Annotated in this window: 30 protein-coding genes and 1 pseudogene; 10 read left to right on the top strand and 21 right to left on the bottom strand. The window is 73.3% G+C overall.

Annotated elements, in window-relative coordinates; all coding sequences use genetic code 11:
* Positions 1–87: 87 nt before the first annotated feature.
* The gene (locus QFZ62_RS09395; RefSeq protein WP_307504698.1) at positions 88–1,611 is read right to left on the bottom strand and encodes an alpha-N-arabinofuranosidase; all 1,524 of its coding nucleotides are present in this window, start codon (positions 1,609–1,611) and stop codon (positions 88–90) included.
* A gap of 172 nt (positions 1,612–1,783) precedes the next feature.
* On the opposite strand from QFZ62_RS09395, the gene QFZ62_RS09400 reads away from it, so the two are divergent.
* Positions 1,784–2,341: an AAA family ATPase gene (locus tag QFZ62_RS09400; protein ID WP_307504700.1), complete on the top strand. Its 558-nt coding sequence runs from the start codon at positions 1,784–1,786 to the stop codon at positions 2,339–2,341.
* A gap of 4 nt (positions 2,342–2,345) precedes the next feature.
* Here the strand turns inward: QFZ62_RS09400 and QFZ62_RS09405 are convergent, their stop codons facing one another.
* Positions 2,346–3,584: an AAA family ATPase gene (locus QFZ62_RS09405; RefSeq protein WP_307504703.1), complete on the bottom strand. Its 1,239-nt coding sequence runs from the start codon at positions 3,582–3,584 to the stop codon at positions 2,346–2,348.
* A 71-nt stretch (positions 3,585–3,655) separates the two neighbouring features.
* Positions 3,656–4,114 carry an Lrp/AsnC family transcriptional regulator gene (locus QFZ62_RS09410; RefSeq protein ID WP_307504707.1) on the bottom strand — a complete coding sequence of 153 codons (459 nt, stop codon included), beginning with the start codon at positions 4,112–4,114 and terminating at the stop codon, positions 3,656–3,658.
* Between the two features lie 94 nt (positions 4,115–4,208).
* On the opposite strand from QFZ62_RS09410, the gene QFZ62_RS09415 reads away from it, so the two are divergent.
* Positions 4,209–4,628, top strand: a complete 420-nt coding sequence (locus QFZ62_RS09415; protein WP_307504711.1) for a rhodanese-like domain-containing protein — start codon at positions 4,209–4,211, stop codon at positions 4,626–4,628.
* On the opposite strand, the gene QFZ62_RS09420 is transcribed toward QFZ62_RS09415, so the two are convergent.
* Genes QFZ62_RS09420 through QFZ62_RS09430 form a run of 3 tightly spaced genes read right to left on the bottom strand, consistent with a single transcriptional unit; the run spans position 4,621 to position 6,410 of the window.
* Entirely contained in the window at positions 4,621–5,526 is a 906-nt protein-coding gene (locus QFZ62_RS09420) for a serine hydrolase (protein ID WP_307504714.1), read from the bottom strand. The genes QFZ62_RS09415 and QFZ62_RS09420 overlap by 8 nt on opposite strands.
* 34 nt (positions 5,527–5,560) lie before the next feature.
* Positions 5,561–5,959 carry an SRPBCC family protein gene (locus QFZ62_RS09425; protein ID WP_307504717.1) on the bottom strand — a complete coding sequence of 133 codons (399 nt, stop codon included), beginning with the start codon at positions 5,957–5,959 and terminating at the stop codon, positions 5,561–5,563.
* A gap of 49 nt (positions 5,960–6,008) precedes the next feature.
* Positions 6,009–6,410 carry a helix-turn-helix domain-containing protein gene (locus tag QFZ62_RS09430; RefSeq protein WP_307504720.1) on the bottom strand — a complete coding sequence of 134 codons (402 nt, stop codon included), beginning with the start codon at positions 6,408–6,410 and terminating at the stop codon, positions 6,009–6,011.
* A 90-nt stretch (positions 6,411–6,500) separates the two neighbouring features.
* On the opposite strand from QFZ62_RS09430, the gene QFZ62_RS09435 reads away from it, so the two are divergent.
* Positions 6,501–6,911 (top strand): Rid family hydrolase, encoded by a 411-nt coding sequence (locus QFZ62_RS09435; protein ID WP_307504723.1) that lies wholly within the window; start codon positions 6,501–6,503, stop codon positions 6,909–6,911.
* A gap of 36 nt (positions 6,912–6,947) precedes the next feature.
* Here QFZ62_RS09435 and QFZ62_RS09440 read toward each other — a convergent pair whose 3' ends face one another.
* Complete coding sequence (locus QFZ62_RS09440) at positions 6,948–7,628, bottom strand: SDR family NAD(P)-dependent oxidoreductase (RefSeq protein ID WP_307504728.1); 681 nt, start codon at positions 7,626–7,628, stop codon at positions 6,948–6,950.
* Between the two features lie 101 nt (positions 7,629–7,729).
* Between QFZ62_RS09440 and QFZ62_RS09445 the strand changes: the two genes are divergently transcribed.
* The gene (locus QFZ62_RS09445; protein ID WP_307504731.1) at positions 7,730–8,587 is read left to right on the top strand and encodes a helix-turn-helix transcriptional regulator; all 858 of its coding nucleotides are present in this window, start codon (positions 7,730–7,732) and stop codon (positions 8,585–8,587) included.
* A gap of 40 nt (positions 8,588–8,627) precedes the next feature.
* On the opposite strand, the gene QFZ62_RS09450 is transcribed toward QFZ62_RS09445, so the two are convergent.
* Complete coding sequence (locus QFZ62_RS09450) at positions 8,628–9,377, bottom strand: TetR/AcrR family transcriptional regulator (protein ID WP_307504735.1); 750 nt, start codon at positions 9,375–9,377, stop codon at positions 8,628–8,630.
* 86 nt (positions 9,378–9,463) lie between these two features.
* On the opposite strand from QFZ62_RS09450, the gene QFZ62_RS09455 reads away from it, so the two are divergent.
* On the top strand, positions 9,464–10,312 hold the full coding sequence (locus QFZ62_RS09455) for an SDR family oxidoreductase (RefSeq protein WP_307504738.1): 849 nt from the start codon (positions 9,464–9,466) through the stop codon (positions 10,310–10,312).
* A gap of 87 nt (positions 10,313–10,399) precedes the next feature.
* Here QFZ62_RS09455 and QFZ62_RS09460 read toward each other — a convergent pair whose 3' ends face one another.
* The 4 genes and pseudogenes from QFZ62_RS09460 to QFZ62_RS09475 form a co-directional block, all read right to left on the bottom strand.
* On the bottom strand, positions 10,400–12,754 hold the full coding sequence (locus QFZ62_RS09460; protein WP_307504741.1) for a glycoside hydrolase family 3 N-terminal domain-containing protein: 2,355 nt from the start codon (positions 12,752–12,754) through the stop codon (positions 10,400–10,402).
* Positions 12,751–13,658, bottom strand: a pseudogene (locus QFZ62_RS09465) (carbohydrate ABC transporter permease). Before QFZ62_RS09465 ends, QFZ62_RS09460 begins: the two are co-directional and overlap by 4 nt.
* Positions 13,655–14,683: a carbohydrate ABC transporter permease gene (locus QFZ62_RS09470; protein WP_307504744.1), complete on the bottom strand. Its 1,029-nt coding sequence runs from the start codon at positions 14,681–14,683 to the stop codon at positions 13,655–13,657. The pseudogene QFZ62_RS09465 and the gene QFZ62_RS09470 overlap by 4 nt, the downstream one beginning before the upstream one ends.
* Positions 14,684–14,693: 10 nt before the next feature.
* Entirely contained in the window at positions 14,694–15,983 is a 1,290-nt protein-coding gene (locus QFZ62_RS09475) for an extracellular solute-binding protein (RefSeq protein ID WP_307504747.1), read from the bottom strand.
* Positions 15,984–16,205: 222 nt separating this feature from the next.
* On the opposite strand from QFZ62_RS09475, the gene QFZ62_RS09480 reads away from it, so the two are divergent.
* The 3 genes from QFZ62_RS09480 (at position 16,206) to QFZ62_RS09490 (ending at position 18,831) form a co-directional block, all read left to right on the top strand.
* On the top strand, positions 16,206–17,213 hold the full coding sequence (locus QFZ62_RS09480; RefSeq protein ID WP_307504750.1) for a LacI family DNA-binding transcriptional regulator: 1,008 nt from the start codon (positions 16,206–16,208) through the stop codon (positions 17,211–17,213).
* 864 nt (positions 17,214–18,077) lie between these two features.
* Positions 18,078–18,590 carry a tetratricopeptide repeat protein gene (locus QFZ62_RS09485; protein WP_307504752.1) on the top strand — a complete coding sequence of 171 codons (513 nt, stop codon included), beginning with the start codon at positions 18,078–18,080 and terminating at the stop codon, positions 18,588–18,590.
* 4 nt (positions 18,591–18,594) lie between these two features.
* Positions 18,595–18,831, top strand: a complete 237-nt coding sequence (locus tag QFZ62_RS09490) for a hypothetical protein (protein WP_307504754.1) — start codon at positions 18,595–18,597, stop codon at positions 18,829–18,831.
* Here the strand turns inward: QFZ62_RS09490 and QFZ62_RS09495 are convergent.
* The 5 genes from QFZ62_RS09495 to QFZ62_RS09515 form a co-directional block, all read right to left on the bottom strand.
* Complete coding sequence (locus QFZ62_RS09495; RefSeq protein ID WP_307504757.1) at positions 18,828–20,195, bottom strand: MFS transporter; 1,368 nt, start codon at positions 20,193–20,195, stop codon at positions 18,828–18,830. The two genes, QFZ62_RS09490 and QFZ62_RS09495, sit on opposite strands and share 4 nt — an antisense overlap.
* Before the next feature lie 98 nt (positions 20,196–20,293).
* Positions 20,294–20,755 (bottom strand): hypothetical protein, encoded by a 462-nt coding sequence (locus tag QFZ62_RS09500; protein WP_307504760.1) that lies wholly within the window; start codon positions 20,753–20,755, stop codon positions 20,294–20,296.
* Positions 20,756–20,863: 108 nt separating this feature from the next.
* On the bottom strand, positions 20,864–21,439 hold the full coding sequence (locus QFZ62_RS09505; RefSeq protein WP_307504763.1) for a helix-turn-helix domain-containing protein: 576 nt from the start codon (positions 21,437–21,439) through the stop codon (positions 20,864–20,866).
* Positions 21,440–21,493: 54 nt separating this feature from the next.
* Positions 21,494–22,309 carry an anti-sigma factor gene (locus QFZ62_RS09510; protein ID WP_307504766.1) on the bottom strand — a complete coding sequence of 272 codons (816 nt, stop codon included), beginning with the start codon at positions 22,307–22,309 and terminating at the stop codon, positions 21,494–21,496.
* A complete protein-coding gene (locus tag QFZ62_RS09515; protein ID WP_307504769.1) occupies positions 22,306–22,812 on the bottom strand; it encodes a sigma-70 family RNA polymerase sigma factor in 507 nt (168 codons plus the stop codon). The genes QFZ62_RS09510 and QFZ62_RS09515 overlap by 4 nt, the downstream gene beginning before the upstream one ends.
* A 191-nt stretch (positions 22,813–23,003) precedes the next feature.
* Between QFZ62_RS09515 and QFZ62_RS09520 the strand changes: the two genes are divergently transcribed.
* Positions 23,004–23,696 (top strand): YceI family protein, encoded by a 693-nt coding sequence (locus QFZ62_RS09520; protein WP_307504773.1) that lies wholly within the window; start codon positions 23,004–23,006, stop codon positions 23,694–23,696.
* Positions 23,697–23,809: 113 nt separating this feature from the next.
* Here the strand turns inward: QFZ62_RS09520 and QFZ62_RS09525 are convergent, their stop codons facing one another.
* The gene (locus QFZ62_RS09525) at positions 23,810–24,184 is read right to left on the bottom strand and encodes a PH domain-containing protein (protein ID WP_307504776.1); all 375 of its coding nucleotides are present in this window, start codon (positions 24,182–24,184) and stop codon (positions 23,810–23,812) included.
* Positions 24,185–24,256: 72 nt separating this feature from the next.
* Positions 24,257–24,925, bottom strand: a complete 669-nt coding sequence (locus tag QFZ62_RS09530; RefSeq protein ID WP_307504779.1) for an SDR family oxidoreductase — start codon at positions 24,923–24,925, stop codon at positions 24,257–24,259.
* Positions 24,926–25,047: 122 nt separating this feature from the next.
* Between QFZ62_RS09530 and QFZ62_RS09535 the strand changes: the two genes are divergently transcribed.
* A complete protein-coding gene (locus QFZ62_RS09535; RefSeq protein ID WP_307504783.1) occupies positions 25,048–25,524 on the top strand; it encodes a hypothetical protein in 477 nt (158 codons plus the stop codon).
* Between the two features lie 9 nt (positions 25,525–25,533).
* On the opposite strand, the gene QFZ62_RS09540 is transcribed toward QFZ62_RS09535, so the two are convergent.
* Positions 25,534–25,983 carry an HIT family protein gene (locus QFZ62_RS09540; RefSeq protein WP_307504786.1) on the bottom strand — a complete coding sequence of 150 codons (450 nt, stop codon included), beginning with the start codon at positions 25,981–25,983 and terminating at the stop codon, positions 25,534–25,536.
* A complete protein-coding gene (locus tag QFZ62_RS09545) occupies positions 25,980–26,606 on the bottom strand; it encodes a TetR/AcrR family transcriptional regulator (RefSeq protein ID WP_307504788.1) in 627 nt (208 codons plus the stop codon). Before QFZ62_RS09545 ends, QFZ62_RS09540 begins: the two co-directional genes overlap by 4 nt.
* Positions 26,607–26,614 lie beyond the last annotated feature (8 nt).

The following is a 26,614-nucleotide window of genomic DNA, read 5'->3' on the forward strand; positions in this document are numbered from 1 at the left end:
GGCGCCCGGCCGGGACTCCGCGCCGGACGCACGACGCCCGCCGGCCGCGGAGGCGGCGCGACGGGCGCGTGGTGGAGCGGGTGCGGATCAGCCGAGCGAGACGGCCGTCCACGACACGGGCGGCAGCGTGATCGTGAGGGTGCCGTCGACGAGCGTCGCCGACGCGTTCTCCGTCAGGCCCACGCGCTCGCGGTCCGCGAAGGTGTTCTTCGCGTAGACGTCCTCGTCGTGGATCCCCACGGCCTCGAGCACCTCGGAGACCGCGAGGCCCGCGACGTCGACCTCGACGGTCAGCGCGTCGGAGACGCTGCGGTTCACGAGGAAGACCGCGGCGCGGCCGGTGGCCTCGTCGAAGGTCGCGACGGAGTCGACGAGCGGCGCGGTGCCGTGCACGGCGGTCTCGTACGTGCCCACGTCGATGCGCGGACGCAGCACCTCGCCCTGCGCGAGGCGGCTCGTCACCGAGAACGGGAAGAAGGTCGTCTGGCGCCAGGCGCCGCCGCCGGTCTCCGTCATGATCGGCGCGATGACGTTCACGAGCTGCGCGAGGCTGGCCGACGTGACGCGGTCGCTGTGCTTGAGCAGCGTGATCATGAGGTTGCCGAGCACGACAGCGTCGGCGACCGAGTAGACGTCCTCGAGCAGGTGCGGCGCGTAGGGCCAGCCCTCGGTGATGACGCCGGACTCCTGGTGCTCGTCGAGGTACCAGACGTTCCACTCGTCGAAGGAGATGTTGACCGTCTTGTCGCTCTTCAGGCGGTGCTTCACGTGGTCGGCCGTGGAGACGACCGTCGCGATGAAGTACTCCATGTCGAGCGAGGAGGCGAGGAAGCTGCCGAGGTCGCCCTTGCGCTCCTGGTAGTAGGCGTGGGCGGAGATGAAGTCGACCGAGTCGTAGGTCTTCTCCAGCACGATCCGCTCCCACTCGCCGAAGGTCGGCATGCCGGATCCGCTGCTGCCGCACGCGACGAGCTCGAGGGTCGGGTCGACCATCTTCATGGCGCGGGCGGTGCGGCCGGCGAGCGTGCCGTAGTCCTCGGCGGTCATGTTGCCGACCTGCCAGTCGCCGTCCATCTCGTTGCCGAGGCACCACATCTTCACGTTGTGGGGCTCCGGCGAGCCGTTGGCGATGCGCAGGTCGGAGAGCGCGGTGCCGGAGGGGTGGTTGGAGTACTCGAGGATGTCGAGCGCCTCGAGCACGCCGCGCGTGCCGAGGTTGACGGCCATCATCAGCTCGCTGCCGGTGAGCTCGCACCAGCGGGCGAACTCGTCGAGGCCGACCTCGTTGGTCTCGAGCGAGTGCCAGGCGAGGTCGAGGCGCTTCGGGCGCTCGGAGCGCGGGCCGACGCCGTCCTCCCAGCGGTAGCCGGAGACGAAGTTGCCGCCGGGGTAGCGGATGGTGCTCGTGCCGAGCTCCTTGACGAGGTCGACGACGTCGCCGCGGAAGCCGTCGGCGTCGGCCGTGGGGTGGCCGGGTTCGTAGATGCCGTCGTAGACGCAGCGGCCGAGGTGCTCGACGAACGAGCCGAAGGTGCGGCGGTTGACGGGGGCCACGACCGCGGTGCGGTCGATGGCGATGCGGGCGTCGGCCGCGGTGCGGGCGTCGGTCATGGGGTGGTCCTTCACATCATCGGGAATGGGGCCGATCGACGCCGGGGGTGCCGGGTGGATCCGAGCCGTTACAACGTTGTAAGAGCAACGCCCCTCCATTCTCGCGGGGGCGTCGGGGCGGTGTCAACGCGCATCGCCGCTCGTGGGGTCGCGGCCGTGCGACGCTGGCCCGATGGACACGGGATCCCCCACGCAGGCGCTCTTCCTCGGCGGGCGCTCCGGCGTCGGCAAGTCGACGGTGGCGGCGGAGGTGGCGCGGATCCTCACGGCGGCCGACGTCCCCCACGCGCTCATCGAGGGCGACGCGCTCGACCAGGCGCACCCGGAGCCGTGGCGGCACGGCATCCCGCTGGCGGAACGGAACCTGGCCGCGATGTGGCGGAACTACCGGGAGGCGGGCTGGACGCGCGTCGTCTACGCGAACACCGTCAGCGTGCTCGAGCTGCCGGCCCTCACGGCTGCGCTCGGCGGCGAGGTCGACGCGGTCGCCGTGCTGCTCACGGCCGACGACGCGACCGCGGCCGGGCGCCTCGCCGCGCGCGAGATCGGGTCGGGGCTGGCCGAGGCGGTGCAGCGCAGCGCGGCCGCGGCGCCGCGCCTCGCGGCGGGCGCGCCGGACGCGGTGCACCGCGTGGCCACCGACGGCCGGACGGTGGCGGAGATCGCGGCGGAGGTGGTGGCCCTCAGCGGGTGGGTCATCGGCGGACGACCGCGCAGCACGCCGAGCTGACGTCTCATCCGATCCGCGGCCAGCCGCTGGTCAGGTGGGCCTCGATCGCGCGGTGGCGGAAGCCGTAGGACGTGCCGCGGTCGATGATCCCGCGGACCGTGTCCAGGCGCTGGGCCGTCGTGCCGACCTCCGCCGCCTTCGATCGGCCGAGCTCCTTCGCGATGCGCGTGAGCGTGCGCTCGGCGGGGGGCAGCGCCGCCATCGCCTCCACGAAGGCACGCTCCCCAGGAGGGAGCCGCTCGAGGATCCGCTCCACGTGCGCAGCGGCCTCGCGCTCCGCGCCCCGCCAGCCCGCGTGGACCTCATCGCGGGTGATCGTGGGGCCGGACCCGGCGTACCAGGCACGCTCCCCGGCCAGCTGGAAGAGGAACGGCTCCCCGCGGCACAGGTCGACGACGGCGGCGGCGGCGGCCTGGTCCATGCGGACCCGGCGGGTGCGGCCGGATCCGTCCGCCACCTCCCAGCCGGGCACCACGAAGTCCTGCAGCGCGGCCCGGATGTCCTCGTCGTCGATGGCGGTGAGGACGGTCGTGCGGAAGCGCCGCGCGAAGGTGGCGCCCTTGTGGGCACCCGCCCGGTCCTCGAAGTCCGGCAGGCCCGTGAGGTACACCGCGATGGGCAGGGATCGGCGCACGTGACCGCCACCCGGGATCGCGACCTCCTCCTCGTGCGTGAGGGCGTCACCGAGGGCGATGAGCAGCTGGGAGAGCGTCCGCTCGTCGGTGAGGTTCTGCACCTCGTCGACGTGCACCAGCGCGACCCGGTCGTGCCGCATCGCCGCCCGACCCACCTCGACGAGCAGGGCGGTCAACGCCGTGTACGGCTCGGGGCCGCTCCGCTCGGATCCGCGCACCGTGAGCGACACCCCGGCGGCTGCGACCGTCTCCACCCGGGCGATGGCCTCCCGGATCCGCTTCTCCCGCGCAGCAGGGAGGCCCGCGGCACGCGCGAGCTCCAGCACGGCGGCCGCGACCGGCTTCAGCGGATCGGCGCCGAGGGGGATGCGGAGCTGCGGCGTGACCCAGTCCCCGTCGCGAGCCGCCATCTGGGCGATGCGCCGCACAAGCGAGGACTTGCCGAGACCGGGCTCCCCGAGCACCGTGCGCCCGCGCTCGGGCAGGCCGCGGAGCAGTCGAGGACGGACCACGTCGCGCCAGTCGCTGAGCTGCTCCGTGCGGCCCGCCCAGATCTCCGGGACCGTGTCCGAGCCGGGGCTGAACGGATTGTCCGTGGCATCGCGCATGGCGGTAATGTTATCAGGCGGTCACCATCTTGGTAATGTTATCAACCGCCTGCGGCGGCTCGAGTCCTTCGTCACGCCGGCCCCACGTGCCGCCCCGGCACCGGGCTCGAGTACACGACGTGGGTGGTGATCCCGCCGAGGACGGCGAGACGGCCCGTGATGCGCTCGAGGTCGCGCATCGACCGGGCGTGGACCTTGACGATGAAGCAGTCGGCGCCCGTGACGTGGTGCGCCTCGACGATCTCCGGCAGCTCCGCGACCAGCGCGTGGAACGGCCGGTAGTCGCCCGACGGATACGCGAGCCGCACGAACGCGGTCACGGCCCAGCCGAGCGCCTCGGGATCCACCGTGATGGAGTAGCCGGTGATGATGCCCGCGTCCGTGAGCCGGCGCACCCGCTCGGCGGTCGCGCTCGCCGACAGCGACACCGCCCGGCCGAGCTGCGCGACGCTCATCCGGCCGTCGCCCTGGAGCTCGGCGATGATCGCGTGATCGGTGGCGTCGAGGGTCAGCGGGGGATTCGTCGGCATGGGCCAGAACCTACCGGGCGATCCGCGGCCGGACGACCCGCATGCCGGGCGTCGCCCCTTCCTCGCGGGGCAGCCCGGCCGCTTCGATGGAGGCATGCAGACGACCCTCTCCGCCGTGGACTTCCTCACCGCCAAGCTGACCTACGAGACCGACCCCGCCGACCTCGCCGCGGACCGCGCGAGCGGCGCCGGGCCGCTCGTGGTGGACGTGCGATCCGAGGCGTCGTGGCGCCAGGGGCGGATCCCGGGGGCCCTCCACCTCCCCGGCGCCGAGATCGCCGCGCGTGCCGCCGCCGAGCTGCCCGACCCGGACGCGCGCATCGTCGTCTACTGCTGGGGGCCGGGGTGCAACGGCAGCACGCGCGCCGCCCTCGCGCTGGCGATGCTCGGCTACACGCGCGTGCAGGAGCTGATCGGCGGCTTCGAGTACTGGGCGCGGGAGGGGTTCGCCGTCGTCACCGACGAAGGGCGCACGCGCCGGGCGCCGGATCCGCTGGCGGCGCCGGTCAGCTGACGACGGGCTCGGCGGGCACCGCGTCCGCGACGGCCGCGACCGCCAGCTCCGCGAGCAGGTGGTCGCGCTCCTCCTCGTGCGCCGTGATGGTGATGACCGCGTCGCGCGATCCGTCCACCAGCACGTACTGGCCGTAGCGGCCGTCGAGGCGCCAGGCGTCGCCGGGGCCGTCCCAGGTCGCGAGGCCGTAGCGGGCGAACGGCGCCCGTGGATCGTCGTGGCCGGTGTCGACCCAGCTCGCGTGCATCCGGTCGATCCACTCCGCGCTCACGAGCTGCCGGCCCTCCCACGCGCCGCGGTCGCGGAGCAGCCGTCCGATGCACGCGAGCTCGCCGGTGCGGAGCTCCAGGCCGCTGCCGCCCACCACGAAGCCGAGCGGGCAGCGGTGCCACTGCGGGTTCCCGATGCCGAGCGGTGCGAACAGTCGCGGGAGCAGCCAGTCGCGGACGTCGCCGACCGCGGCGGCGAGCATCCGCATGGCGACGTAGGGGCTCGCGTCGCTGTAGCGGAAGGCGCGGTCGCGCGCGGGCAGCCCCAGCATCGCCTGCGCGAGGTCGGGGCCGGGCACGGGCTGGTCGCCGAACCAGGCGAGGTCGATGCCGCTGGTCATGGTGAGGAGGCGCTCGACGGTGACCTCCGCCACGCCGTCGCCGAGGTCGAGGTCGGGGAGCAGCTCGGGGACGCGCGTGTCGAGCCGGAGGATCCCCGCGTCGACGGCGATGCCCACGGCGAGCGCGCACACGCCCTTCGAGACCGAGTACACGTTCTCGCGGTCGTCGCTGCGCCAGCGGTGCGCGACCTCGTCGTCGCCGATCCGCACGACGACGCCGTACGCGCCGAGCCGCTCGCGGTCGATCCCCTCGACGAGGCGGGCGAGGGCGTCGGCGGCGGTGCTCATGGGTCCAGTGTGGCGGTGCGGCGGCGGCTTGACCTCAGCCGCGGGCGACCAGCGCCGCGAGCCGGTCGAGGTCCGCCGCGACGAGCGCCGCGTCTTCCGCGAACGCCTCCTCGGAGACGCCCGGCCGCCGGAAGAGCGTGAAGACGACCTCGCTGCCGTCGTCGTTCGGGAGGACCCGCAGCGGGTTGCGGACCACCGTGCCGTCGGGGAGGGTCACGTCGTGGTCGAGGATCCCGAGCTCGCGCGGCCCCGTGAACGCGATCTCGACGGCGCCCATCGGCGAGTCCGCCAGCCAGCGCCCGTCCTCCAGCCGGATCCCCGAGCTGACGCCCGCCGCCCACTCGGGCAGCCGCGCGGGATCCCCCGCCACGGCGACGACGGAGGCCACGTCGGCCTCGATGGAACGGGTGATGTGGAGTGCGGGCCAGGTCACGCTCCGACGGTACCGGGCAGCGGCGACCTGGTGGGAGGGGGATCCGTCGTCAGTCGACCGCGTCGTCGTACCGCTCGCGGGCCGCCTCGATGCGCGGCATGTGCTCGGCGGCCCAGGCGAGGAGCGCCTCGACGGGCGCGCGCAGGGTCTTGCCGAGCGGCGTGATGCGGTACTCGACCGCGACGGGCCGGGTGCTCAGCACGACGCGCTCGACGATGCCGTTCCGCTCGAGCCGGCGCAGGGTCGCGGTGAGCGACTTCTGGGTGACCGCGGGGATCGCGCGGCGGAGCTCGGAGAACCGGCGCGGCCGCTCGCAGAGCAGGTCGAGGACCTCGAGCGACCACCGGTCGAGCACCTGGTCGAGGAGCTCGCGGTGCGGCCTGGCGATGGCGAAGCGGTCGTCGGGGTCGTGCACGGCGTGGTCGTGCGTGGGCTCCGCGGTATCCGTCACGACACCCAGTCTCGTGGAAGCGACCGCCGGGTACCCGGTATCCAGGAGATACCGGCTCGATCCGCGGCCGGAACCGACGCAAGGAGCCCCATGCCCGTCCACCTCTCCTCCCCCGCCGGCCTGATGCAGCCGGTCCCCTACCACCACGTCGCCGTCGCGACGGGGTCCCGCCAGGTGCACGTGTCCGGCCAGATCGCGCGCACGGCCGACGGATCCCCGGTGGCGCCGGGCGACCTCGCGGGCCAGGTCGCGCACGCCCTCCGGAACGCGCACGCCGGGCTCGCGAGCGCGGGGGCCGGCTTCGGCGACGTCGTGCGTCTCACCTTCTATGTGACCGGCTGGACGCCCGACCGGATGGGCGCCTTCCTGGCGGGCGTCGAGTCGGTGGCCGCCGAGCTCGGGATGCCGAGCCCGATGCCGCCCGCGTCGCTCATCGGCGTGGAGATCCTGTTCGAGCCGGACGTGCTCGTGGAGGTGGAGGCGACCGCGGTGCTCGACTGAGGCCGAGCCGCGGCCGCCCTCCGACCCCGACGCGCGTCAGTACTCGATGCGCCCGTGGCGGCTGTGGAACTCGCCCGTGGGGCCGTCGGGTCCGACCAGCGCCAGCGCGACGGTCGCGTCGGTGCCCTCGGTCACCGTCTGGTGGCCCGTGTTGCCGTTGAACTCGGTCGCGGTGTAGCCGGGATCGCTCGCGTTCACGCGGAAGCCCGGCAGGTTCTTCGCGTACTGCACGGTGGCGGTGATCACCGCGGCCTTCGACGTGGCGTACGGGATCGTGAGCACGTGGCTCTCGTCGGTGCCCTCGCCGCGGAGGGCGCGCGGCCAGCCGACGCCCGAGGCGACGTTCACGATGACGGGCGCGGCGGATGCCCGCAGGAGCGGCAGCGCCGCCTGCGTGACCCGCACCACGGCGACGACGTTCGTCCGCAGCACGGCGAGCATCGCCTCCGGGGTCAGGTCGTCGACGCCCTGCGCCGTGCCGAGGATGCCGGCGTTGTTGACGAGCACGTCCAGCTCCGGCAGCGACGCCAGGGCGCGGTCGACGCTCGCCTGGTCGTCGACGTCGAGCTGGACGGGGTGGGCGCCGATGGCGCGGGCGGCGTCGCCGTCGGCGGTGTCGCGCATGCCGGCGTAGACGGTGTGGCCGGCCTCGACGAGGCGGCGGGCGGTCTCGAGGCCGAGGCCGCGGTTGGATCCGGTGATCAGTGTGGTGGTCATGTGTCGAGCCTGCAGCCCGCCCGCGTCGTCGCCCAGGCACCGGTCGACAGGGGGACCGCGGGTACCAGGGTGATCCGGCGGGCATCGCGCAGGATGGACCCATGACCGAATTCGCGGACGTCCTCCGCTCCTGGCGTGAGCGCGTGCAGCCGGCGGACGTGGGCCTGCCCGCGGGACCGCACCGCCGCACCGCGGGCCTCCGCCGCGAGGAGCTCGCCGCGCTCGCGGGCGTGAGCGTCGACTACGTCGTGCGGCTCGAGCAGGGCAGGGCCGCGAACCCGTCGCCCCAGATGCTCGGCGCGCTCGCCCGCGCCCTCCGCCTCACCGAGCGCGAGACCGACCACCTCCACCGCGTCGCGGGCGTCGCACCTCCGAGCCGCGGCGAGGTGCCGCGCCACATCCCGCCGGGCGTGCACCGGATCCTCGACCGGCTGGGCGACGTGCCCCTCGCGGTGTTCACGGCCACGCACGACCTGGTCCTCTGGAACCCGCTGTGGGCCGCGATCAACGGGGATCCGTCGGACCGCACCGGCTGGGACCGCAACCTCGTCTGGACCCACTTCACCCAGGGTCACGACGGCACCGACTTCGACGACGTGCACGAGGAGGAGTTCGCGCGCGACCTGGCGGCGGACCTCCGCACGGCCGTCGGCCGCTACCCCGCCGACCGGGCGCTCGCCCAGCTGGTGGCCCGGCTCCGCGCGGAGGCGCCCGCGTTCGAGGCGCGATGGGCGGAGGCGCGCGTCGCCGAGCACCGGTCGAGCCGCAAGACCGTCACGAGCACGCCGGTCGGGCCGATCACCATCGACTGCGACGTGCTCACGGTGCCGGGCAGCGACCTCCGCATCGTCGTCTACACGGCGGATCCCGGCAGCACCGACGAGGCCCGGCTCGACCTCCTGCGCGTCACGGGCCTGCAGGCGCTGACGACGGCGCCCGTGGAGGCGGCGGGGGCCTGACACGCGCTGATGCACGTGAGGGCGCGGACCCGCGTCGCGGTCAGCCCGCGGAGATCCGGTCCAGCCACTCGGCGAGGAGCGCGCGCTCGCCGGCGGTCAGCCGGTCCGCGTCCGCCACGTGCGCCCGCAGAGCCACGGCCCGCTCGACGAGGCCGGGCTCGTGCCGGGCGCGCGTGCGTGAAGGCGGCGTGCCCCCGTGGGGCGTGAGGATCCGCTCCTGCACCGCCTCCCACATGGCATCGACGAGGAGGCGGTCGCGCTCGGCGGCCGGCCGGCGGATGGTCGCGAGGAGAGCGCCGGTGGCGGCCGCGTGGATCAGCTCGACCGCCGTCGACTCCGCCACCCGCAGGCGCCCCGCGAGCGCGACGCGGTGCACGCGCTCCTCGAGCAGCGCGATGCCGGCGCGCACGGCGGGCGAGCCGGGTCCCCGGGCCGGATCGCTCATCAGCGCGTACAGCTCCGGGTTGTCGAGGGCGAAGGCGATGGTCGCGTCCCAGCCCGTCCGGAGGTCCTCGACGGCGTCGACCGCGCCCTCCGCGGCGGCACGGATCGCGACGGCCTTGCGGGCGGAGAACCGCGTCATCTCGCTCTCGGCGACGGCGTCGAGGAGGCCCTCCTTGTCGCCGAACAGCCGGTAGATCGTGGGCGCCTGCACGCCGGCGGCCTCCGCGACCGCGCGCGTCGTGACGGCCGTGCGCCCCTGGGCGCGGAGCAGGTCGGCGGCGACGTCCACGATGCGGTCGCGCGTGCCGGGACGCGGGTCGACGGGTGCGGTGGTCTCGGCGGGCATGGAACGACGATAACGCACGAGTGTTAGCGCATTGCTTCCCGTGCTACGTTCTGGGTGTTACCACTGATAACACGAGAGGCACATCCATGATCGTCATCACCGGAGCCACCGGCGCGCTCAACGGCGCTACCGCCGAGCACCTGCTCGAGCGTCTCCCCGCGGCCGAGCTCGCCGTCGTCGCCCGCGACCCCCGGGCGGCGCGGTCGTTCGCCGACCGCGGCGTCGAGGTCCGCCGCGGCGACTACGCCGACCCCGCCTCCCTGCCCGCCGCCTTCGCCGGCGCCGACCAGCTCCTGCTCGTCTCCTCCAGCGACCCGCGGGCGGACGCCGTCGCCCTGCACCGCACGGCGATCGAGGCGGCCGTCACCGCGGGAGCCGGCCGGATCCTGTACACGAGCCACCAGGGCGCCGCGCCCGACTCCCCCTTCGCCCCGGCCCGCGACCACATCGCCACCGAGCGGATCCTGGCCGACTCCGGCACCCCGTGGACGGCGCTCCGCAACGGGTTCTACCTGCACAGCATCGACCTGCTGCTCGGCGCATGGCGCGAGACGGGCGTCATCCGCGTGCCGGCCGACGGCCCCGTGTCGTGGACCTCGCGCGCCGACGCCGCCGAGGGCGCCGCCCGGATCCTGCTCGCGGACGCACCGCTCGACGGCCCCGTCACCCTCACCGCGTCCGCGGCCCCGACCATGGCGGAGGTCGCGGAGCAGGCGTCCGAGCTCGCCGGTCGCGAGGTCCGCCTCGAGATCGTCGACCCCGAGGACTGGATCGCCGGCCTCGTCGCCGTCGGCACCCCCGAGCCCGTCGCGCGCTTCCTCCTCGGCCTCCCCCAGGCGGCGGCCGGCGGGTTCTTCGCGGGCACGGATCCGCTCCTCGCCGACCTCCTCGGCCGCGCGCCCGAGTCGGTGCGCGACCACCTCGCCCGCGGCTGAGCCCCGCACGACGGAGCCGCGCACGACGGAGCCCCGGCCGCCGCGTCTCGAGGACGCGGCGGCCGGGGCTCCGTCGTGCGGGCGGGATCAGCTCGGCTCGAGCACCCGCTCCGACGCGGTGACCGGCGCGACGGACGTCCGCACGTACCGCTCGTCCGCGGTCGTGACGTGGTGCACGGATCCGGTGATCGCGATCGCGGTCCCCGTCTCCTTCACCGCGCTCGACGGGCCGACCCACAGCTCGACCGCGCCCGGCTCGACGATGCGGCGGTACCGCAGGTCGGTGAAGGCGAGGCGCGACGTGGGCACCGTGAAGGTGACCTCCGCCGTCTCGCCGGCCGCGAGGTCCAGCCGCAGGTAGCCGAGCAGCTGCGCGACGGGCCGCGTGACGCTCCCCTGCACGTCGCGGGCGTAGAGCTGCACGACGTCGGTGCCGTCGCGGTCGCCCGTGTTGCGGACCTCGACGGTCGCCGTGAACGACTCCCCCGCCGTGACCTCCGGCGACCCGACCGTGAGGCCGGTGCGCGCGAAGGTCGTGTACGACAGGCCGTGCCCGAACGGGAGGACGGGCGTGGGATCCGCGCTCGTCACCTCCGAGGGGCCCCCGAGGATCGGGTGCAGGTACGAGAACGGCTGCGCGCCCGCGGACCGCGGGAGCGACACCGGCAGGCGGCCCGACGGCGACACCCGGCCGGAGAGGACGCCCGCGATCGCGGATCCGCCCTCCTCGCCCGGGAAGAACGCCTGCAGGACGGCGGCCGGGGCATCCGCGCCCTCGATCGCCCAGGCCACCGCGTACGGCCGGCCGGTGAGCAGCACCAGGACCACGGGGGTCCCGGTGGCGCGCACGGCCTCGACCAGCTCGCGCTGGACGCCCGGGAGGTCGAGGCTCTCGACGTCGTTGCCCTCGCCGACCGTGCCACGGCCGAAGAGGCCCGCCCGGTCGCCGACGACCACGACCGCGAGGTCCGCACCGCGCGCGGCGTCCACCGCGGCGTCGAAGCCGGAACGGTCGTCGCCCTCCACGTCGGCGCCCTCGACGAGAACCAGCTCGCTGTCGGGCAGCTCGAGGCGCAGGGCCTCGGCGACGGTCGGGATCTCGAACCCGAGCGGCGTGCCCGGGTGGTGCGCGAGCACGTGGTTCGCGAACGAGTAGCAGCCCATGAGCGCCTCGGCGCTGTCGGCGTTGGGGCCGATCAGCGCGATGCGCCCGGGAGCCGGACGGTCCGCTGACGCGAGCGGCAGCGTGCCGTCGTTCGCGAGCAGCACCACGGACTCCTCCGCGAGGCGACGCGCGACGTCCCGGTGGGCCGGGGTGTCGAGGTCGATGTGCGCGGGCGGCTCGTCGAACGTCGCGTCGAGGAGGCCCAGCTCCTCCTTCTCGTCGAGCACGCGGAGCACCGCGCGGTCGACGAGCGACTCGTCGGCGAGCCCGGCGCGGATCCGCTCCGCCAGCGGCGCGAGGTACGCGTCGCCGGTGGGCAGCTCCACGTCGATGCCGGCGGCGAGCGCGAGCTCGGCCGCCTCGCCGCGGTCGCCCGCGACGGCGTGCATCACCTGGAGGAACGCGACGGAGAAGTAGTCGGAGACCACGACGCCGTCGAAGCCCCAGCGGCCGCGCAGGATGTCGGTGAGGTACTCGGGCGTCGCGCCGACGGGCGCGCCGTCGATCTCGGCGTACGAGTTCATGACCGAGCGCACCCCGCCGTCGAGCACCGCCATCTCGAAGGGCGGCAGCAGCACGTCCTCCACGAAGCGCGGGCCCACGTGCGCGGGCGCGTGGTTGCGTCCGGACTGCGAGACCGAGTAGCCGACGAAGTGCTTGAGCGTCGCGTGGATCCCCGCGGACTGCAGGCCCCTCACGTACGCCGTGCCGATGGTGCCGACCACGTACGGGTCCTCGGCGATGCACTCGTCCACGCGGCCCCAGCGGGCGTCGCGGATCACGTCGAGCACGGGCGCGAGGCCCTGGTGCACGCCGAGCTCCTTCATCGACCCGCCGATGAGCCCCGCCATCTCCTCCACGAGGCCCGGGTCGAAGGACGCGCCCCACGCGAGCGGCGTGGGGAAGGTCGCGGCCTGCCACGCGGCGAGCCCGGTGAGGCACTCCTCGTGCACGAGCGCCGGGATCCCGAGCCGCGTCTCCGTCTGCAGGCGCCTCTGCTCAGCCCACAGCCAGGACGCGCGCTCGACCGGATCCACGGGACGCGTGCCGTACACGCGGGTGAGGTGCCCGAGGCCGTGCTCGGTCGCCTCCTCGTAGCGGCCGGTCGTGGCCATCTCGCCCTGCATGGGCGCGACGACCTCGCCGCCCTGGTCGACCCAGTAGCCGACGATCTGCGCGAGCTTCTCCTCGAGGGTCATCCGCGCGTGCAGCTCGCGCACGCGGTCCGACACCTCGGGCAGCGCGACGGCGCCGGGGGCCGTCTCCGCCCCGGTCACCCCTTCACCGCGCCGGTGAGGCCGCCGACGATGCGGCGCTCGAAGATGGAGAAGAAGATGAGCGCGGGGATCATCGACAGCGACGTGAACGCGAGCACCTTGGCCGTGTCGACCGAGTACTGCGACGAGAACGACTGCACGCCGAGCGGCAGCGTGTACGCCGACGCGTCGCTGAGGATGAACAGCGGCAGCAGGTAGCTGTTCCAGCTGCCGATGAACGCGAGGATCCCGACCGTGATGACGCCCGGCATCGACAGCCGCACGACCATCCGGAAGAAGAACCCGAGTCGGCTGCACCCGTCGATGAACGCGGCCTCCTGGATCTCGTCCGGGATCGCCCGGAGGAACGGCACCAGGATGATGATCGTCGTCGGCAGCGCGAACGCGATCTGCGGGAGGATGATCCCCGGCAGCGAGTTCGTGAGGCCGAGCGACCGGATCACGATGTGTACAGCGGCGTGATGGCCACCGTGATGGGGAACATGAGGCCCGACGCGAAGACCGCGTAGAGCGCCCCCCGGCCGAAGAACGTGTACCGGGCCAGCACGTAGCTCGCCATCAGGCCGAGCACGACCGCGCCGAGCGTGGTGCCGAGCGCCGCGATGAGCGAGTTGCCCACCTGCCGCCAGAACAGCGAGCCCGTGAGGACGTCGAGGTAGTTCTGGATCTGCCACGGCGACGGGAAGCCTGCCGGGTCGGTCGTGATCTGCGCGTTCGTGCGGAACCCGCCGAGGATGATGTACGCCACCGGCGTCAGCATCAGGGCGATGAGCACGACCGCGACGAGGTACGGGATCGGGTTGTTGCCCTGCCCCGGCGTCTTCGCCCGCTTGGGCTTCGGCGCCTTGGCCGAGTAGGTGGGATCCAGATCCGCGTTGCGCGGAGCTGCGGTGGCGACGGTCACTTCTTCGCCTTCCTTCCTGCACCCGTGAGGGCGCCGGCGGTGTCGCGGTTGAGCACGAACCGCTGGTAGACGAGCGCGACGACCAGGGAGATGAGGAACAGCACCACGGCGACGGCGTTGCCGTACCCGTAGTTGCCGGATCCGCGCCCGTTCGCCACGAGGTACGTGGCCATGGTCGAGGTGCCCGCGGTGGCCGAGATGTACTGGCCCCAGATGATGTAGACGAGGTCGAACAGCTGCAGCGAGCCGATGATCGACAGGAACGCCCAGATGCGCAGCGTCGGCGCGAGCAGCGGCAGCGTGATGCGCCGCTGGATCTGCCAGTACGACGCGCCGTCGATGGCCGCCGCCTCGGAGAGCTCCTCGGGGATGCCCTGGAGGCCCGCGAGGAAGAGGATCACCGCGAAGCCGATGTACTTCCACGTGATGATCGTCATGAGCGACCAGATCGCGATGTCCGGGTTCGCCAGCCAGTCCTGCTGGAGGTCCGCCAGGCCGATGTTCGCGAGGAAGCCGTTGAGCGCGCCGGAGCCCTGGAGCATGAGGCTCCAGCCGGTGCCGACGACGACCTCGGAGATCACGTACGGGACGAAGATCAGCACGCGGATGATCGACTGGCCGCGCAGCTTCCTGTTGAGCAGCAGCGCCACGAGGATCGCGACCGGGCCCTGCAGCACGAGCGACAGGATCACGATGACCGCGTTGTGCATCAGGGCCTCGTGGAACGCGGGGTCCTGGATGATCGTGATGTAGTTCCGGAAGCCCACGAAGACCGTGGGCGGGCCGAAGCCCTGCCAGCTGAAGAAGCCGTAGTAGGCCGCCATCACCACGGGGTAGATGACGAAGCCCACGAAGAAGAGGAGGGCCGGGCCCACGAGGATCAGGACCTCGAGGCGCCCGGACCAACCCAGGCCGCGGCGTCGACCCTTCACCGCCGAGGGCGGCGTCGTCACGACGCCGCCCTCGGGGTGTGCAGGATCAGCCGCGGGACGCTGCTCGTCGAGCGAGCTCTCGCGGAGTGGCATGTCGGGTCGCCTAGGCCTTCTTGGCCGCGTCGCCGACGGTCTGGACGAGCTTCTCCGGGCTGCCGTCGCCCGCCATGAGCTCGACCACGCCGACGTTCATGGCGTTGCCGACGTTCAGGCCGTAGACCGTGTCGAGCCACTGGGAGACGTACGGGGCGTCGTTGTACGCCGCGAGGATCTCCTGGAGGTACGGCTCGGTGACCGCCTCCTGCGACGTCGTGTTCACGGGCGGGGCGTTGAAGGCCGCGTAGTACTCCTTCTGCACGTCCGACGTGGCGATGTAGTTGAGGAAGTCGACGCACTCCTTCGGCGCCTGCGCGGAGCAGGAGTAGCCGTCGATGCCGCCCATGATGGAGCCGGGCTCGCCCTTGCCGCCCTCGATCTCGGGGAAGGGGAACCAGGAGAGGTCCGCGAGCGGCTTCTGGTCGGGGGTCAGGCCCGCGATCACGCCGGGGTTCCAGGCGCCCATGAGCTCCATGGCCGCCTGCTTGTTGGCGATGAGGCCCGCTGAGCTGCCGGCGCCCTGCTGCGCCGCGGTGGTGAGGAAGCCCTCGTTGAAGGGATCCGTGCCCACGAGGTCCGTGAGGTCGTCGCCCGCCTTGATCCAGCAGTCGTCGCTGAAGTCCTTGTCCTTCGCGGCCTTCTCGAGCGTGTCGGAGCTGCACTCGCGGAGCGCGAAGTTGAAGTACCAGTGCGCGGCGGGCCAGGCGTCCTTGCCGCCGAGCGCGATGGGCGCGACGCCCGTGGCCTTCAGCTTGTCGACGGCCGCGTTCAGCTCGTCCATCGTCGTCGGGTTCTCCGTGATGCCGGCCGCCGTGAAGAGGTCCTGGCTGTAGAAGATGCCGCTGGGGAGCACGGCGACGGGCATGGCGTAGGCCTTGCCGTCGATCGTGTTGGCCTCGAACGAGCCCGCGGAGATCTCCTCCTTGGCGGTGGCGGAGATGCCGTCGGTGATGTCCATGATCTGGCCCGCGGCGACCGAGGCGGCGAGCTTGCCGCCACCGCGCTGCAGGAAGACGTCGGGGGCGTCGCCGGAGTTGAGCGCCGTCTGGAGCTTGCCGTCGAGGTCCTCGTTCTGGATCGACGTCGGCGTGATCGTGACGCCGGCGTTCGCGGCGTTGAAGTCGGCCGTGGTCTTGTCCCAGAACTCCTTGCCCGGGCCGGTGGTGGAGTTGTGCCAGAGCGTCATCTCGACGGGGCCGCCGTCGTCGCTGCTGCCGGAGCCGCCGCTGCAGCCGGTGAGGGCGAGAGCCCCCACGAGCAGGGCCGCGGATCCCGTGAGGATCTTCCGTGCCTTCATGTCGTCCTACCTGTCTCTTCTTTGAGCGCACCCTGGCGGGTGTCGGGGGTGTCGTGCACGGGCCGCGTGCCTGGTGCTGTGGTGGGGCCCGGACCGGTCCCCCTGTCGCGTCGTCGCGTCGTCGCTGCGTCGTGACGCGGGGCCGGTCGGGCCAGTCTCAGTCGCCCTCCGATCTTCGTCAAACGTTTTCGAAATCCTTTTCCCAGGCGTAGGGTCCTGTCCATGTCCCGCCGCCCCACCATCCACGACGTCGCCGCTGCCGCCGGCGTCTCGGTGTCGACCGTGTCCAAGGCGGTGAACGGGCGCTACGGCATCTCGGCGGACACCTCGAAGCGCGTGATGGAGGTCGTGGAGCGCCTCGGTTACGAGTCGAGCCTCGTCGCGAGCAGCATGCGCTCCCACCGCACGGGCGTGATCGGCGTGCTCGTGGCGGACTTCGAGCCGTTCAGCGCCGAGATCCTGAAGGGCGTGGGCGCCGCGCTCCGCAGGTCCCGCTACGACCTGCTCGCCTACAGCGGCTCCCGCCAGTCCGACGGCGCGGGCTGGGAGCGCCGGTCGCTCAGCCGACTGAGCGGCACCCTCATCGACGGCGCGATCATGGTCACCCCCACCGTCGTGACCGCCTCCACGGAGATCCCCGTCGTGTCGATCGACCCGCACACGGGGCCCGCCGACCTGCCGAGCGTCGAGTCGGACAGCCTCGGCGGCGCGCTCCAGGCGACCCGGCACCTCCTCGAGCTCGGCCACCGGCGGATCGGGTTCCTGGCGGGCCGCCCCGACCTCCGCTCCGCGAGCCTCCGCGAGGCCGGCTACCGGCGGGCGCTCCAGGAGGCGGGGATCGCGTTCGACCCGGCGCTCGTGCGCTCCGGGTTCTTCCTCACGGCCCCCGCGCGGGAGCCGGCGCGCGCGATGCTCTCCATGCCGGACCGGCCGACGGCGATCTTCGCCGCGAACGACCTCTCGGGCATCGCGATCCTGCAGGTGGCGGCGGAGCTCCTCATCCGCGTGCCCGAGGACCTCTCCGTGATCGGCTTCGACGACATCCCCGAGGCGTCGCAGATGACGCCGCCGCTCACCACCATCCGCCAGCCGATGCAGCGCCTCGGCACGACCGCGGTGGACCTGCTCATGTCGCTCATGGGCGGCACGGAGCCCGACGCCATGCGGGTGCAGCTGCCGACGCGCCTCGTGCGCCGCGCCACCACGGCGCCCCCGCCCCACCGCCGCTGACCGGGGCCCGGCGATGCGCGAGCCGGCCCACGACGGACGCGGAGCCCCGCGAGCCCGGCGCGCGCCCGCCGCACGTCAGACGACCGCCTGGGGACGAAGCCGGCTGCGCCGCCCGCGGTCCCGCTAGCTTTCGGAGCTCACCCGCGGGACGCACCCGACGTCACCAGCGCCGGGTCTCCCCACGACGAGGAAGGCTCACCATGCCCCTGCTCAACCGAAGCACCCGAACGAAGATCGTCGGCGCCTTGCTGACGACCGCTGCGCTCTCCGTGGGCGCCGGCGCCCTGCCTGCCACTGCCGCCCCGTCCTTCAACCCCGACCAAGGGTGGGGAACCATATTCTTCCGTCTGAGGGACGGCGTGAAGTCCGTCCGCGTCGCCGAGCCCGAAGGGGGATGGTCGCCTTGCGCCACGCCTGGCGAGGGAGGTACCACGGCGACCCTGTATCTTCCGCTCGACAGGACGTACTCGGCCCAGGGCTATACGGACACCCACTGCATGTCGCCCGTTGCCAACGCCCGCGGCGACATCGACGGCTCGGGGTCGCGGACCTACTACGTGCACCACTGGGGCTTCAAGAAGCAGTAGAGAACGACCATCGCCCGCTGACACCAGCGGCCCGGAACGGGGCAGCGCCCGAGTCGTGCAGCTCCGCTCCTCCCCGCACGGCCCCGTCGGCATCGCCGACGGGGCCGTCGCCCGTTTCCGGATCCACCTCGCCTCGGCCCGCCGCCCTACCGGATCCGCCATGTCCGGTCTCCTCCATCGTGTGGCGACGATGCCCCCTCCCCGAGGCGCCGCGCCACGGACGCGCTGGCGTCCGCGTCGCCGGCCTGGCGGCGCGCGACCCTGCCAGGCTCAGGGCATGGACCACGACGACTGGGACGACCGGGTCGCCGCCTTCTGGGCGAGCGCCGACGACGAGCGCGCGGAGGAGACGATCGCCGGGATGCGGGCGCTGGTCGCCGAGCGGCCCGACGGGGATCCGCGCGCGCTCTTCGAGCTGGCGTGCGCGCACGACCTCGTGGGGCGCGAGGCGGAGGCCGTGCCGCTGTACCGGGCGGCGCTCGACGGCGGGTTGGATCCGGAGCACCGGCCGTCCGCGGTGATCCAGCTCGCCAGCTCGCTCCGGAACGTCGGCGAGCCCGCGGAGGCGGTCGCCCTGCTCGAGGCCCTGCCCGACGACGCGGACGCGGCCGGACGCGAAGCCTTCCTCGCGCTCGCGCTGCACGACGCGGGCCGGCCGACGGAGGCGCTCGCCGTCGCCCTCCGCCGGCTCGCGCCGACGCTGCCCGGCTACGGTCGCGCCGTCGCCGCCTACGCGGAGGAGCTGGCCGGTCGCGCCCCGACGGCTCCGCGATCCGACCTGCCAGGCTGAGCGCATGGACGCCCGCCTGCCGTACCTCCTCGCCCTGCCCGTCCTCCTGTTCGGCGGGCTCGCCCTCCTCCGGAGCGGTCATGTCGTGCTGGGAGCTGCGGCGCTGATCCTCCTGGCCGTGGTGATCGTGCTCGCGCGTCGCACGCAGAAGGCCGACATGGCACGCGACGCCGCCGCCCATGTGGACGATGCGGACACGAGCGCGCCCGTGGACCGGGGCGGCGCGCGCGGGGAGGGCTAGGCGCCCGGGACCGTCCGAGCCGCGTCCGTCGTCGTCGCCGCATCGGGCGCCGCGTCCGGATCCGCCGCCTCGGCCTCCGCCTTCTTCGCGCGGGCCAGCCGGATCGCGGCGCGGCCCGACGGGAGCGAGACGGCCACGGAGATCACGATCACGGTGATGATGCCGGCCGCGACCAGCAGCGCCTGCACGCTGAACACGTCGGCGAGCGGGCCGAACGCGACCGCGCCGATGGGGGTCGCGAGCGCCATGACGATGCCGACGTAGCTGAAGACGCGGCCGTGCATCTCGGGCTGCACCGTCTCCTGCACGAGCGTCATGAACGGCGCCGAGAACAGCGGCACGAACAGGCCGATCGCGAACATGAAGCCGTAGAACACCCAGAGGTTCGGGCTGAGGCCGAGGCCGGCGGTGAAGATCGCGAAGCCGAAGCAGCTGACGATGATGAGCGTCATGCGGTCGGCCTTCGCGAGCAGCGTCGCCACGAGCGCGCCGCCGCCGAGCATCCCGACGCTGAAGGCGATCTCGAGCACCGTCACCATCCACACCTCGGTGCCGTAGGTGCGGGCGACCAGCAGCGGCGTGATGAACGACGGCGCCACGGTGAGCAGGAAGATGATCGCGAAGACGACGAGGAGCCAGCGCACGACCGGGTTCCCGGCGATGTAGCGCATGCCCTCGACGAGGTCCTCGCGGTAGCTCGTCGTCTTGTCGGCGATGGACGCCAGCGTCGGCACGGCGACCGACAGCAGGAACGCGATGCCGATGGCGGCCGTGATCGCGTCGACGAAGAACAGGGGCACGAGGCCGTAGGCGGCGAAGATCGCGCCCGCGGCGGCCGGCGCGAGCAGGGCCATGGCCGACTGGATGGTGCCGAAGATGCCGTTGATCCGCAGCAGCTGCTCGGGCGGCACGATCTGCGGGATCATCGCCTGCACCGCGGGCGTCTGGAACCCCGCGCCGACGGAGCGCACGGCGACCGCGAGCAGGATGATCCAGAGGTCGGTGACTCCGTTCATCATCAGCAGCGCGAGGGCGAGGGTGACGATCGCGATGGTGCTGTCGGAGATGATCACGAGCACGCGCCGGTTCATGCGGTCGGCGAGGGTGCCGCCGAAGATCGAGACGATGCCCTGCGGGAGGAACGCGGCGACGGCGTAGAGCGCGATCGCGAAGCCCGAGCGGGTCTCGAAGGTGACGTACCACATGACCGCGTACTGGACGAGCATCGAGCCGAACAGCGAGACGGTCTGGCCGCTGAGGAAGAGGGTCGCGTTGCGCTTCCAGCGGGCGGCGACGACGGCCGCGTCGGCCTCGCTCACGGCGGGCGTCTCGGGCACGTCGGCCGGGGCTGCCGGGTCGCTCATCGGATCCTCGCCTGCTCGCGTTTCCTCGGGTGTGGAGGGCACCAGGGTAGGGCGCGGCGCGCGCGGCGCGCCAGGGGGCGATCCGGTGGGAGCGCGGGTCAACCGTCCAGACGAGGCGCGGGCGGGAGCTCGCCGCGAGGCGGCACCCCACCGTCGAGGATGGCGTCCACCATGCGCATCGCCCTCTCGGTCATGCAGTCCCCGGGGTAGTAGGCCTCGAAGACCTCCTCCGCGCCGGCCAGGGAGTCGACACCGCAGATGACCAGGAGCTGCGCGATGTCCTCGTCATCGCGCCCCGGGCGATTCGCGTCGAGCTTCATCGCGAGCAGGGCCTCCGCAGATGCCAGCCGGATCGTCACGCCGTCCCGGTCGAAGATGGTGCGCCATTCGACCGGGCGCCCGTACAGCGGGAGGAAGCCCTTGCCTGCGTCGTTCAGCCAGTCAGCCTGCCATCCGCGCCTGCGAGCCATCAGCTGCAGCAGATCGGTGACGTCCGCGTCGAAGCGGATGCGCGCATCGATGTCGGCGGTGGTGTCACGGTCGAAGGACCCGAGCGACAACGCCGCTTACCCGAAGACCTGCATGTCCCCGGTCGTCCCCCGCTCCAGGAGGAGCGCCGCCAGCTCGCGCAGCCCCGACTCGAGGTCACCCCTGTCGAACACCGCCACCTAGACGCTCACCAGGGTGTCGGCGTCGAGGAGCACGCCATGCCGCAGGAAGGCTGCCGGTACACGAGCTCGATCCACGGGGATGACGTAGCGGCCCGAGCCGAAGGTCCATTCGTCCGACAGGCGTCGCTCGTCGGAGCGGACCCAGGCGGGCAGGGGGAGCCCCTCCTCCTGGAGTCGGTGCTCGACCAGGGCGGCGACGGCTGCGTCCCAGTGCTCGGCACCCGTGGGCGCCGGCTCGGCGATCGTGAGGGCGAACCGGACGCTCTCATGCTCGGCCGCGAGATCGTCGGCGAGCTGGATGAAGTGGCGCACGGCGTGATCGCCGCGCCGGGAAGCAAGACTTCGAGCGATGCCCTCCGCGGCGGCGGCGGCATCCGACCGCCGTGTCGGTATGGCGACGAGCTGATGGCCGGTCGACCGCAGGAGCCGCTCGACGGTCGTGGCGCTCGGGACGCGGCGCCCCGACTCGACGTCCGAGACGGTCGATTGCGCGACGCCCGAGATGCTGCTCACCTCCCGCTGCGACAGGCCGCTGGCACGCCGCGCCGCCTGGATCACCTGCCCGATGGACATGACCACCACCTCCACTGATAGCGCGCACGCTATCACGAGCTGGCGGCGCGTGGGCTAGAGGTCGCGGCTGGCCAGCACCACGTCGGAGTCGGAGGGGGTGATCTGGACCTCGCGGATGCGGTCGATGGGGATGCTCGAGGTGGCCGCGAGCTGGGTCGCCTCCGCCTCGCCCGCGCCCCACGAGGCGACGACCGTGCGGGTGCCGTCCTGGGCGATCGCGACGAGGTCGTAGGCGCCGAGCCCGCCGCCGCCGCCCGCGTACGCGCAGCTCCAGTCGAAGCGCGTGCCCCACGGCTTCGCCGTGACGGCGAGCTGGGCGGTGACGGTGTCGTCGAACTCGGAGCGCATGCTCACGGCGTCGGCGGGGAGGGCCGTGTCCGCCGTCGGGGTCGCGGTGGCGGTCGCGGTGGGACCCGCGACGGGCGCGCTCACGCCCGCCCGGAGAGCGGATCCGAGGCCGGCGCCGCCCACGAGCAGCACGACCGCGGCGGCCGCGAGGAGCCAGGCCCCCGCGCGACGGGACAGCGGGAGCGAGAAGGGCGCGGATCGCGACGGGCGGCGGCGACGCGGCACGCGGTGCCCGGATCCGGACCGGGCACCCGCGGCCGCGGCGGCGGCGGCGGGATCCGCGGAAGCCGGACCGGCGGCAGGGGCCGCGCCGGCCGCGTCCGGCTCGTCGAGGAGCGCGAGCGCGTCCTCGGCGGGCAGCAGCCGCAGCACGCCGGGCAGGCCGGAGAGCTCGGCGAGGGAGCGCATGCACGCGTCGCAGCCCTCGAGGTGGGCCTCGAAGAGCGCGCGGTCGGTGGCGCTCAGGCTGCCGAGCACGTACGCGGCATCCCACTCGTGGATGTCGTCGGCGCGATCGTTCATCGGGTGACTCCTCGTTCCTGCAGGGCGAGCCGGAGCGCCTTGAGCGCGTAGTGGAGGCGGGACTTGATGGTGCCGGGTGGGACGCCCTCCCGTTCGGCGGTCTCCACGACGGTCCGGCCGAGGTGGTAGCAGCTGACCACCGCGCGGCGGTGCTCGGCCGAGAGGGACGCGAGCGCCTCGGCGACGAGCAGGCGGTCGATGATGGCGTCGGACGCGTCGGCGACGGGATCCTCGGGCAGCGTGTCCGTCGGCGTCTCGCGGCCGCGCCAGGCGCTGCGGCGGTCGTCGATCACGAGGTTCCGGACGACCGTGAACAGCCAGCGGCGGGCGGACTCGTCGTCCTCGGCGAGGATCGCCGGCGAGCGCCAGGCCCGCAGCAGCGCCTCCTGCACGACGTCCTCGGCGAGCGCCGGATCGCCCGTCAGCCGCAGCGCGTAGCGCTGGAGCGCGGGTGCGTGCGCATCGTGCAGCGCCCGCATGCTGGCCGTGCTCTCCGTGGTCATCCGTGCCTCCTCCTCCCACGACGAGACGGACGGCCGGAAGGTTCACCGCGGTGGGGGAATGATCCCAGATCCACCCCGAAGCTGGCAGGACCCTGAGCGCGTGAACGTTCTCCGCGGCTGGTCCGTCGTCCCTGATGTCGGCGCATCTTCTCGCGGCGACCAGATGAGCACCATCCGGATCAGGAGACCCCATGCAGAAGAAGACCAAGATCATCCTCGGCACGAGCGCGGCCGTGGTCGTCGTGCTCGGCGTCACCGCCGCCGTGGCCGGACCGGTGTTCTACCGGGACGTCATCGTCGGCGCCCCCGCCGCCGCCCCGTCCGTCTCGGCCGCCCCCGCGGACTCCACGCTGGACACGAGCGACCTGTCCGGCGACTGGGCCATCGGCGCCGGCAGCACCGCCGGCTACCGCGTCGACGAGGTGCTCAACGGCACCGACGTGACCGTGGTCGGCACGACGGAGGACGTGTCCGGCACCATCACGGTCGACGGATCCACCCTCTCCGCCGCCACCGTGACGGTCGACGTCGCGAGCATCGCCACCGACCAGCCGCCGCGCGACTCGTACTTCCGCGACGAGGCCATGCAGGTGTCGCAGTACCCCGACGCGACGTTCACGCTCACGCAGCCGATCGACGCGGCCGTGCCCGCGAGCGGCGAGGTCTCCACGGTCGACGCGACCGGCGAGCTCACCATGCACGGCGTCACGCAGACCGTGACCGTACCGCTGCAGGCGGCGCTCTCGGGCGACGGCGTCCAGGTGAGCGGATCCATCCCCGTCACCTTCTCCGACTACGGCGTCGAGGCCCCGGATCTCGGCTTCGTCAGCGTCGAGGACCAGGGGACCGTCGAGTTCCTGGTGAAGGCCACGCCCGCGGAGTAGTCGCGGACCGGCCCTCGGGGCCGCCCCGGACGAGGGGAGGAGGAGCGCGTTCGGGTCGCTCCTCCTCCTCCTCTTCGCCGTGCGCGGGACCTGATGGACCCCGATCGGCGGGGTCAGTGCGCGTGCAGCACGGCCCACGCGATGAGGCCGTCGATGCGCCGGATGTCCGCGCCCTTGCCGAGCTTCACCTTGATGTGGCCGGCACGCGTCCAGAGCTCCAGCTCCGCGTTGAGGTCGAAGGTGCCCGCGTTCTCGGTCGACCACATGTTGATCGAGCTGTAGGGCAGCGAGTACAGCTCGACCTTCTTGCCCGTGATGCCCTGGGCGTCGCGCACGATGAGGCGCTTCGTCGTGAAGGTGGCGGAGTCGCGGAAGGTGCGGAACGAGGCGACCGCCTGCTCCCCTTCCACGAGCAGCTCGTGCACGTCGGCGGGCACGGGGATCTCGGCGGCGAGGGTCCAGGTCAGCAGGGGTGCGGTGGCTTCCATGCTCCGAGACTGGCAGCCGGGCACGTGTCGCGCAGGCCCCCATCAGGGCGACCCGCGCGATCGGATGTGCGCCTACTCGTCGTCCATGGTGGTGGCGAAGCGCCGGAACTCCCCGCGCTCGACGTGCATCGCCCACAGCGCGTCGGCGAGGACCTGCGGGTCCTTCTTCGGGTGGCCGGGCCGGATCGCCCCGGGGATGATCAGCTGACCGACGTGGATCCCGTCGCCCGCGAGCGCCTCGTGGATCATCTGGCCGTAGGCGGTCTCGCCCGCGAAGCCGATCGAGGTGCCGGCGAATTTGGGCAGCGGCTGCACGGCCGTGCCGCCGTTGACGAACAGCACGGTGCCGCGGCCGAGGACGCGCATCCCCTGGAGCACCTGGTGCACGGCGGCGACCGGGGCCTGGATCGAGAACTCGAACGCGCCGACGAGGTCGCCGGGCGTGGTCTCCAGCACGGGACGCAGGAACTCCTTCTGCGGGAGCGGGCTGTACTGCAGGACCTCGACGGGGCCGAGGTCCTGCGCGGCCCGGTCGAGCGCGGCGGCGAGCGCGACGTGGTCGCGGACGTTCGCCGCGTAGCCGCGCGCGGCGATCCCCTCGTCGGAGAGGGTGCGCGCGAGGTCGTCGACGCGCTCCTGGCTGCGCGAGAGGAGGGCGACGGCGAAGCCCTCGGCTCCGAAGCGGCGGGCGACGGCGGCGCCGAGGCCGGTGCCGGCCCCCACGATGGCGAGTGTGGTCATGGTGCTCCTCCTGAAGGGTGGATCGCGGCGCCCGGGCATCGGTGCGCTCGGGACGCGTCCCCTCGACGCTAGGCCGTCCGGGCGGCGGCGTCCGAGGAGGGGCCGCCCGATAGCGTGGCCGGATGCAGCTGACCCCCGAGCTCGCCGCGCAGCTCGCCCGGGTGCCGCGGACGCACGACGGCCTCCTCGCGCCGTGCCGGATCACGCTGCGGTCGGGCCACGTGCGCGACCGCGTGCTCGTCGGCGAGCGCGGGGCCGTCGCGCGCGCCGGCCACCGCGTGCGCGCCGCCTTCGAGGTCGAGGACGTCGCGCGCATCGAGGACAGCCCGCTGCGGCTGCCCGCGGAGCTGGCCGAGCGGATCCACGCGGCGGGCGAGTCGGGCATGGGGTACCTGCGGTTCCTCGTGCGGATGCGCGACGGATCCACCCTGCCGTTCGTCACCGCCGGCTCCGCCGACTTCCCCGCCTGGCCGCCCGGGGTCTCCCCCGCCGACGCCGTCGACGTGGTCCCGCACGGCGGCCGCGAGCTCCTCCTGCACCGCCCGCCGACGCCGCACGAGAGCGCGGCGCCGTCGCTCTGGCTGCTGTACGACGCGTAGGGCTGCGTCTCAGGCGGGGAGGGCCTCCCGCAGCAGCCGCGCGAACGGCAGCCGCTCCTCGGGCGGCGCGAACCCGGGCAGCGGATCGGACCGGTACAGGTCGTCGTCCGGGAAGCGCGGGAAGACGTGGACGTGCAGGTGGAACACGTCCTGTCCGCCCGCCGGCTCGTTGTGCTGGCGCGTGGAGATGCCGGAGCACCCGTAGGTAGCCCGCATCGCGACGGCGACCTCCTGCACCAGGTCGACGACCCCGTGGTGATCCTCGCGCTCGATCGCGTACAGGTCGGCGACGTGCGTCCGCGGCACCACCAGGGCATGGCCCCGGTTCCGCGGCCACCAGCGCGGCGCGATGACGGCGACGGCCCGCTCGCGCTCGGCGACGACGTCCGGCGGAAGCGGCGCCGCCATGGGCTCGCCCGTCAGGAGAGCGCAGAACGGGCACATCGCGACGTCGCTCATCGACCGGCCGCAGCCGGGATCGCCGCCTCGAGGATCCCGCGGGCCGCGTCGCGCGCCGCCTCGAAGGGTCGGGCGAACGTGCGCATGCCGACCGTGACGAGGGCGCCCTCGTAGAGGAGCATCAGGCTGCGGGCCGTGGTGGCGGGATCCGCGGCGCCGGCCTCGCGGCACGCGTCGCGGATCAGCTCGAGCATCCACGCCTTCTGCCGCATGACCTCGGGGAGCACGTCGTGGCCGTCGTCGTCGGCGTCCGACGCCTCGGCGCCCAGCTCGGCGCGGGCGTTGATCGCGCCGCAGCCCTTGGGCAGGTTCGCGTCCGCCCACGTGATGGCCGCGTCGAACAGCGCGAGCACCCGCGGGATCCCCGGCTCGGGCACCCGCGCGAGGTGCGCCTCGAGGTGCGCGCGCCACCGGGCGTCGCGGTGCTGCAGGTACGCGACCACGAGCCGCTCCTTGGAGCCGAAGCGGTCGTAGATCGTCTTCTTCGTCACGCCCGCGGCGGCCGCGACCGCATCCACGCCGACCACGTGGATCCCCCGCGCGTAGAACAGCTCGGACGCCGCGTCGAGCACGCGGCGGGCTCCCGGGGTGAGCGGGGCGAGGTCCGGGGCGGGGGTGCGCATGCCATCAC

Origin of the sequence: Clavibacter sp. B3I6 (assembly GCF_030816895.1) — a bacterium.
Taxonomy (GTDB): Bacteria; Actinomycetota; Actinomycetes; order Actinomycetales; family Microbacteriaceae; genus Clavibacter.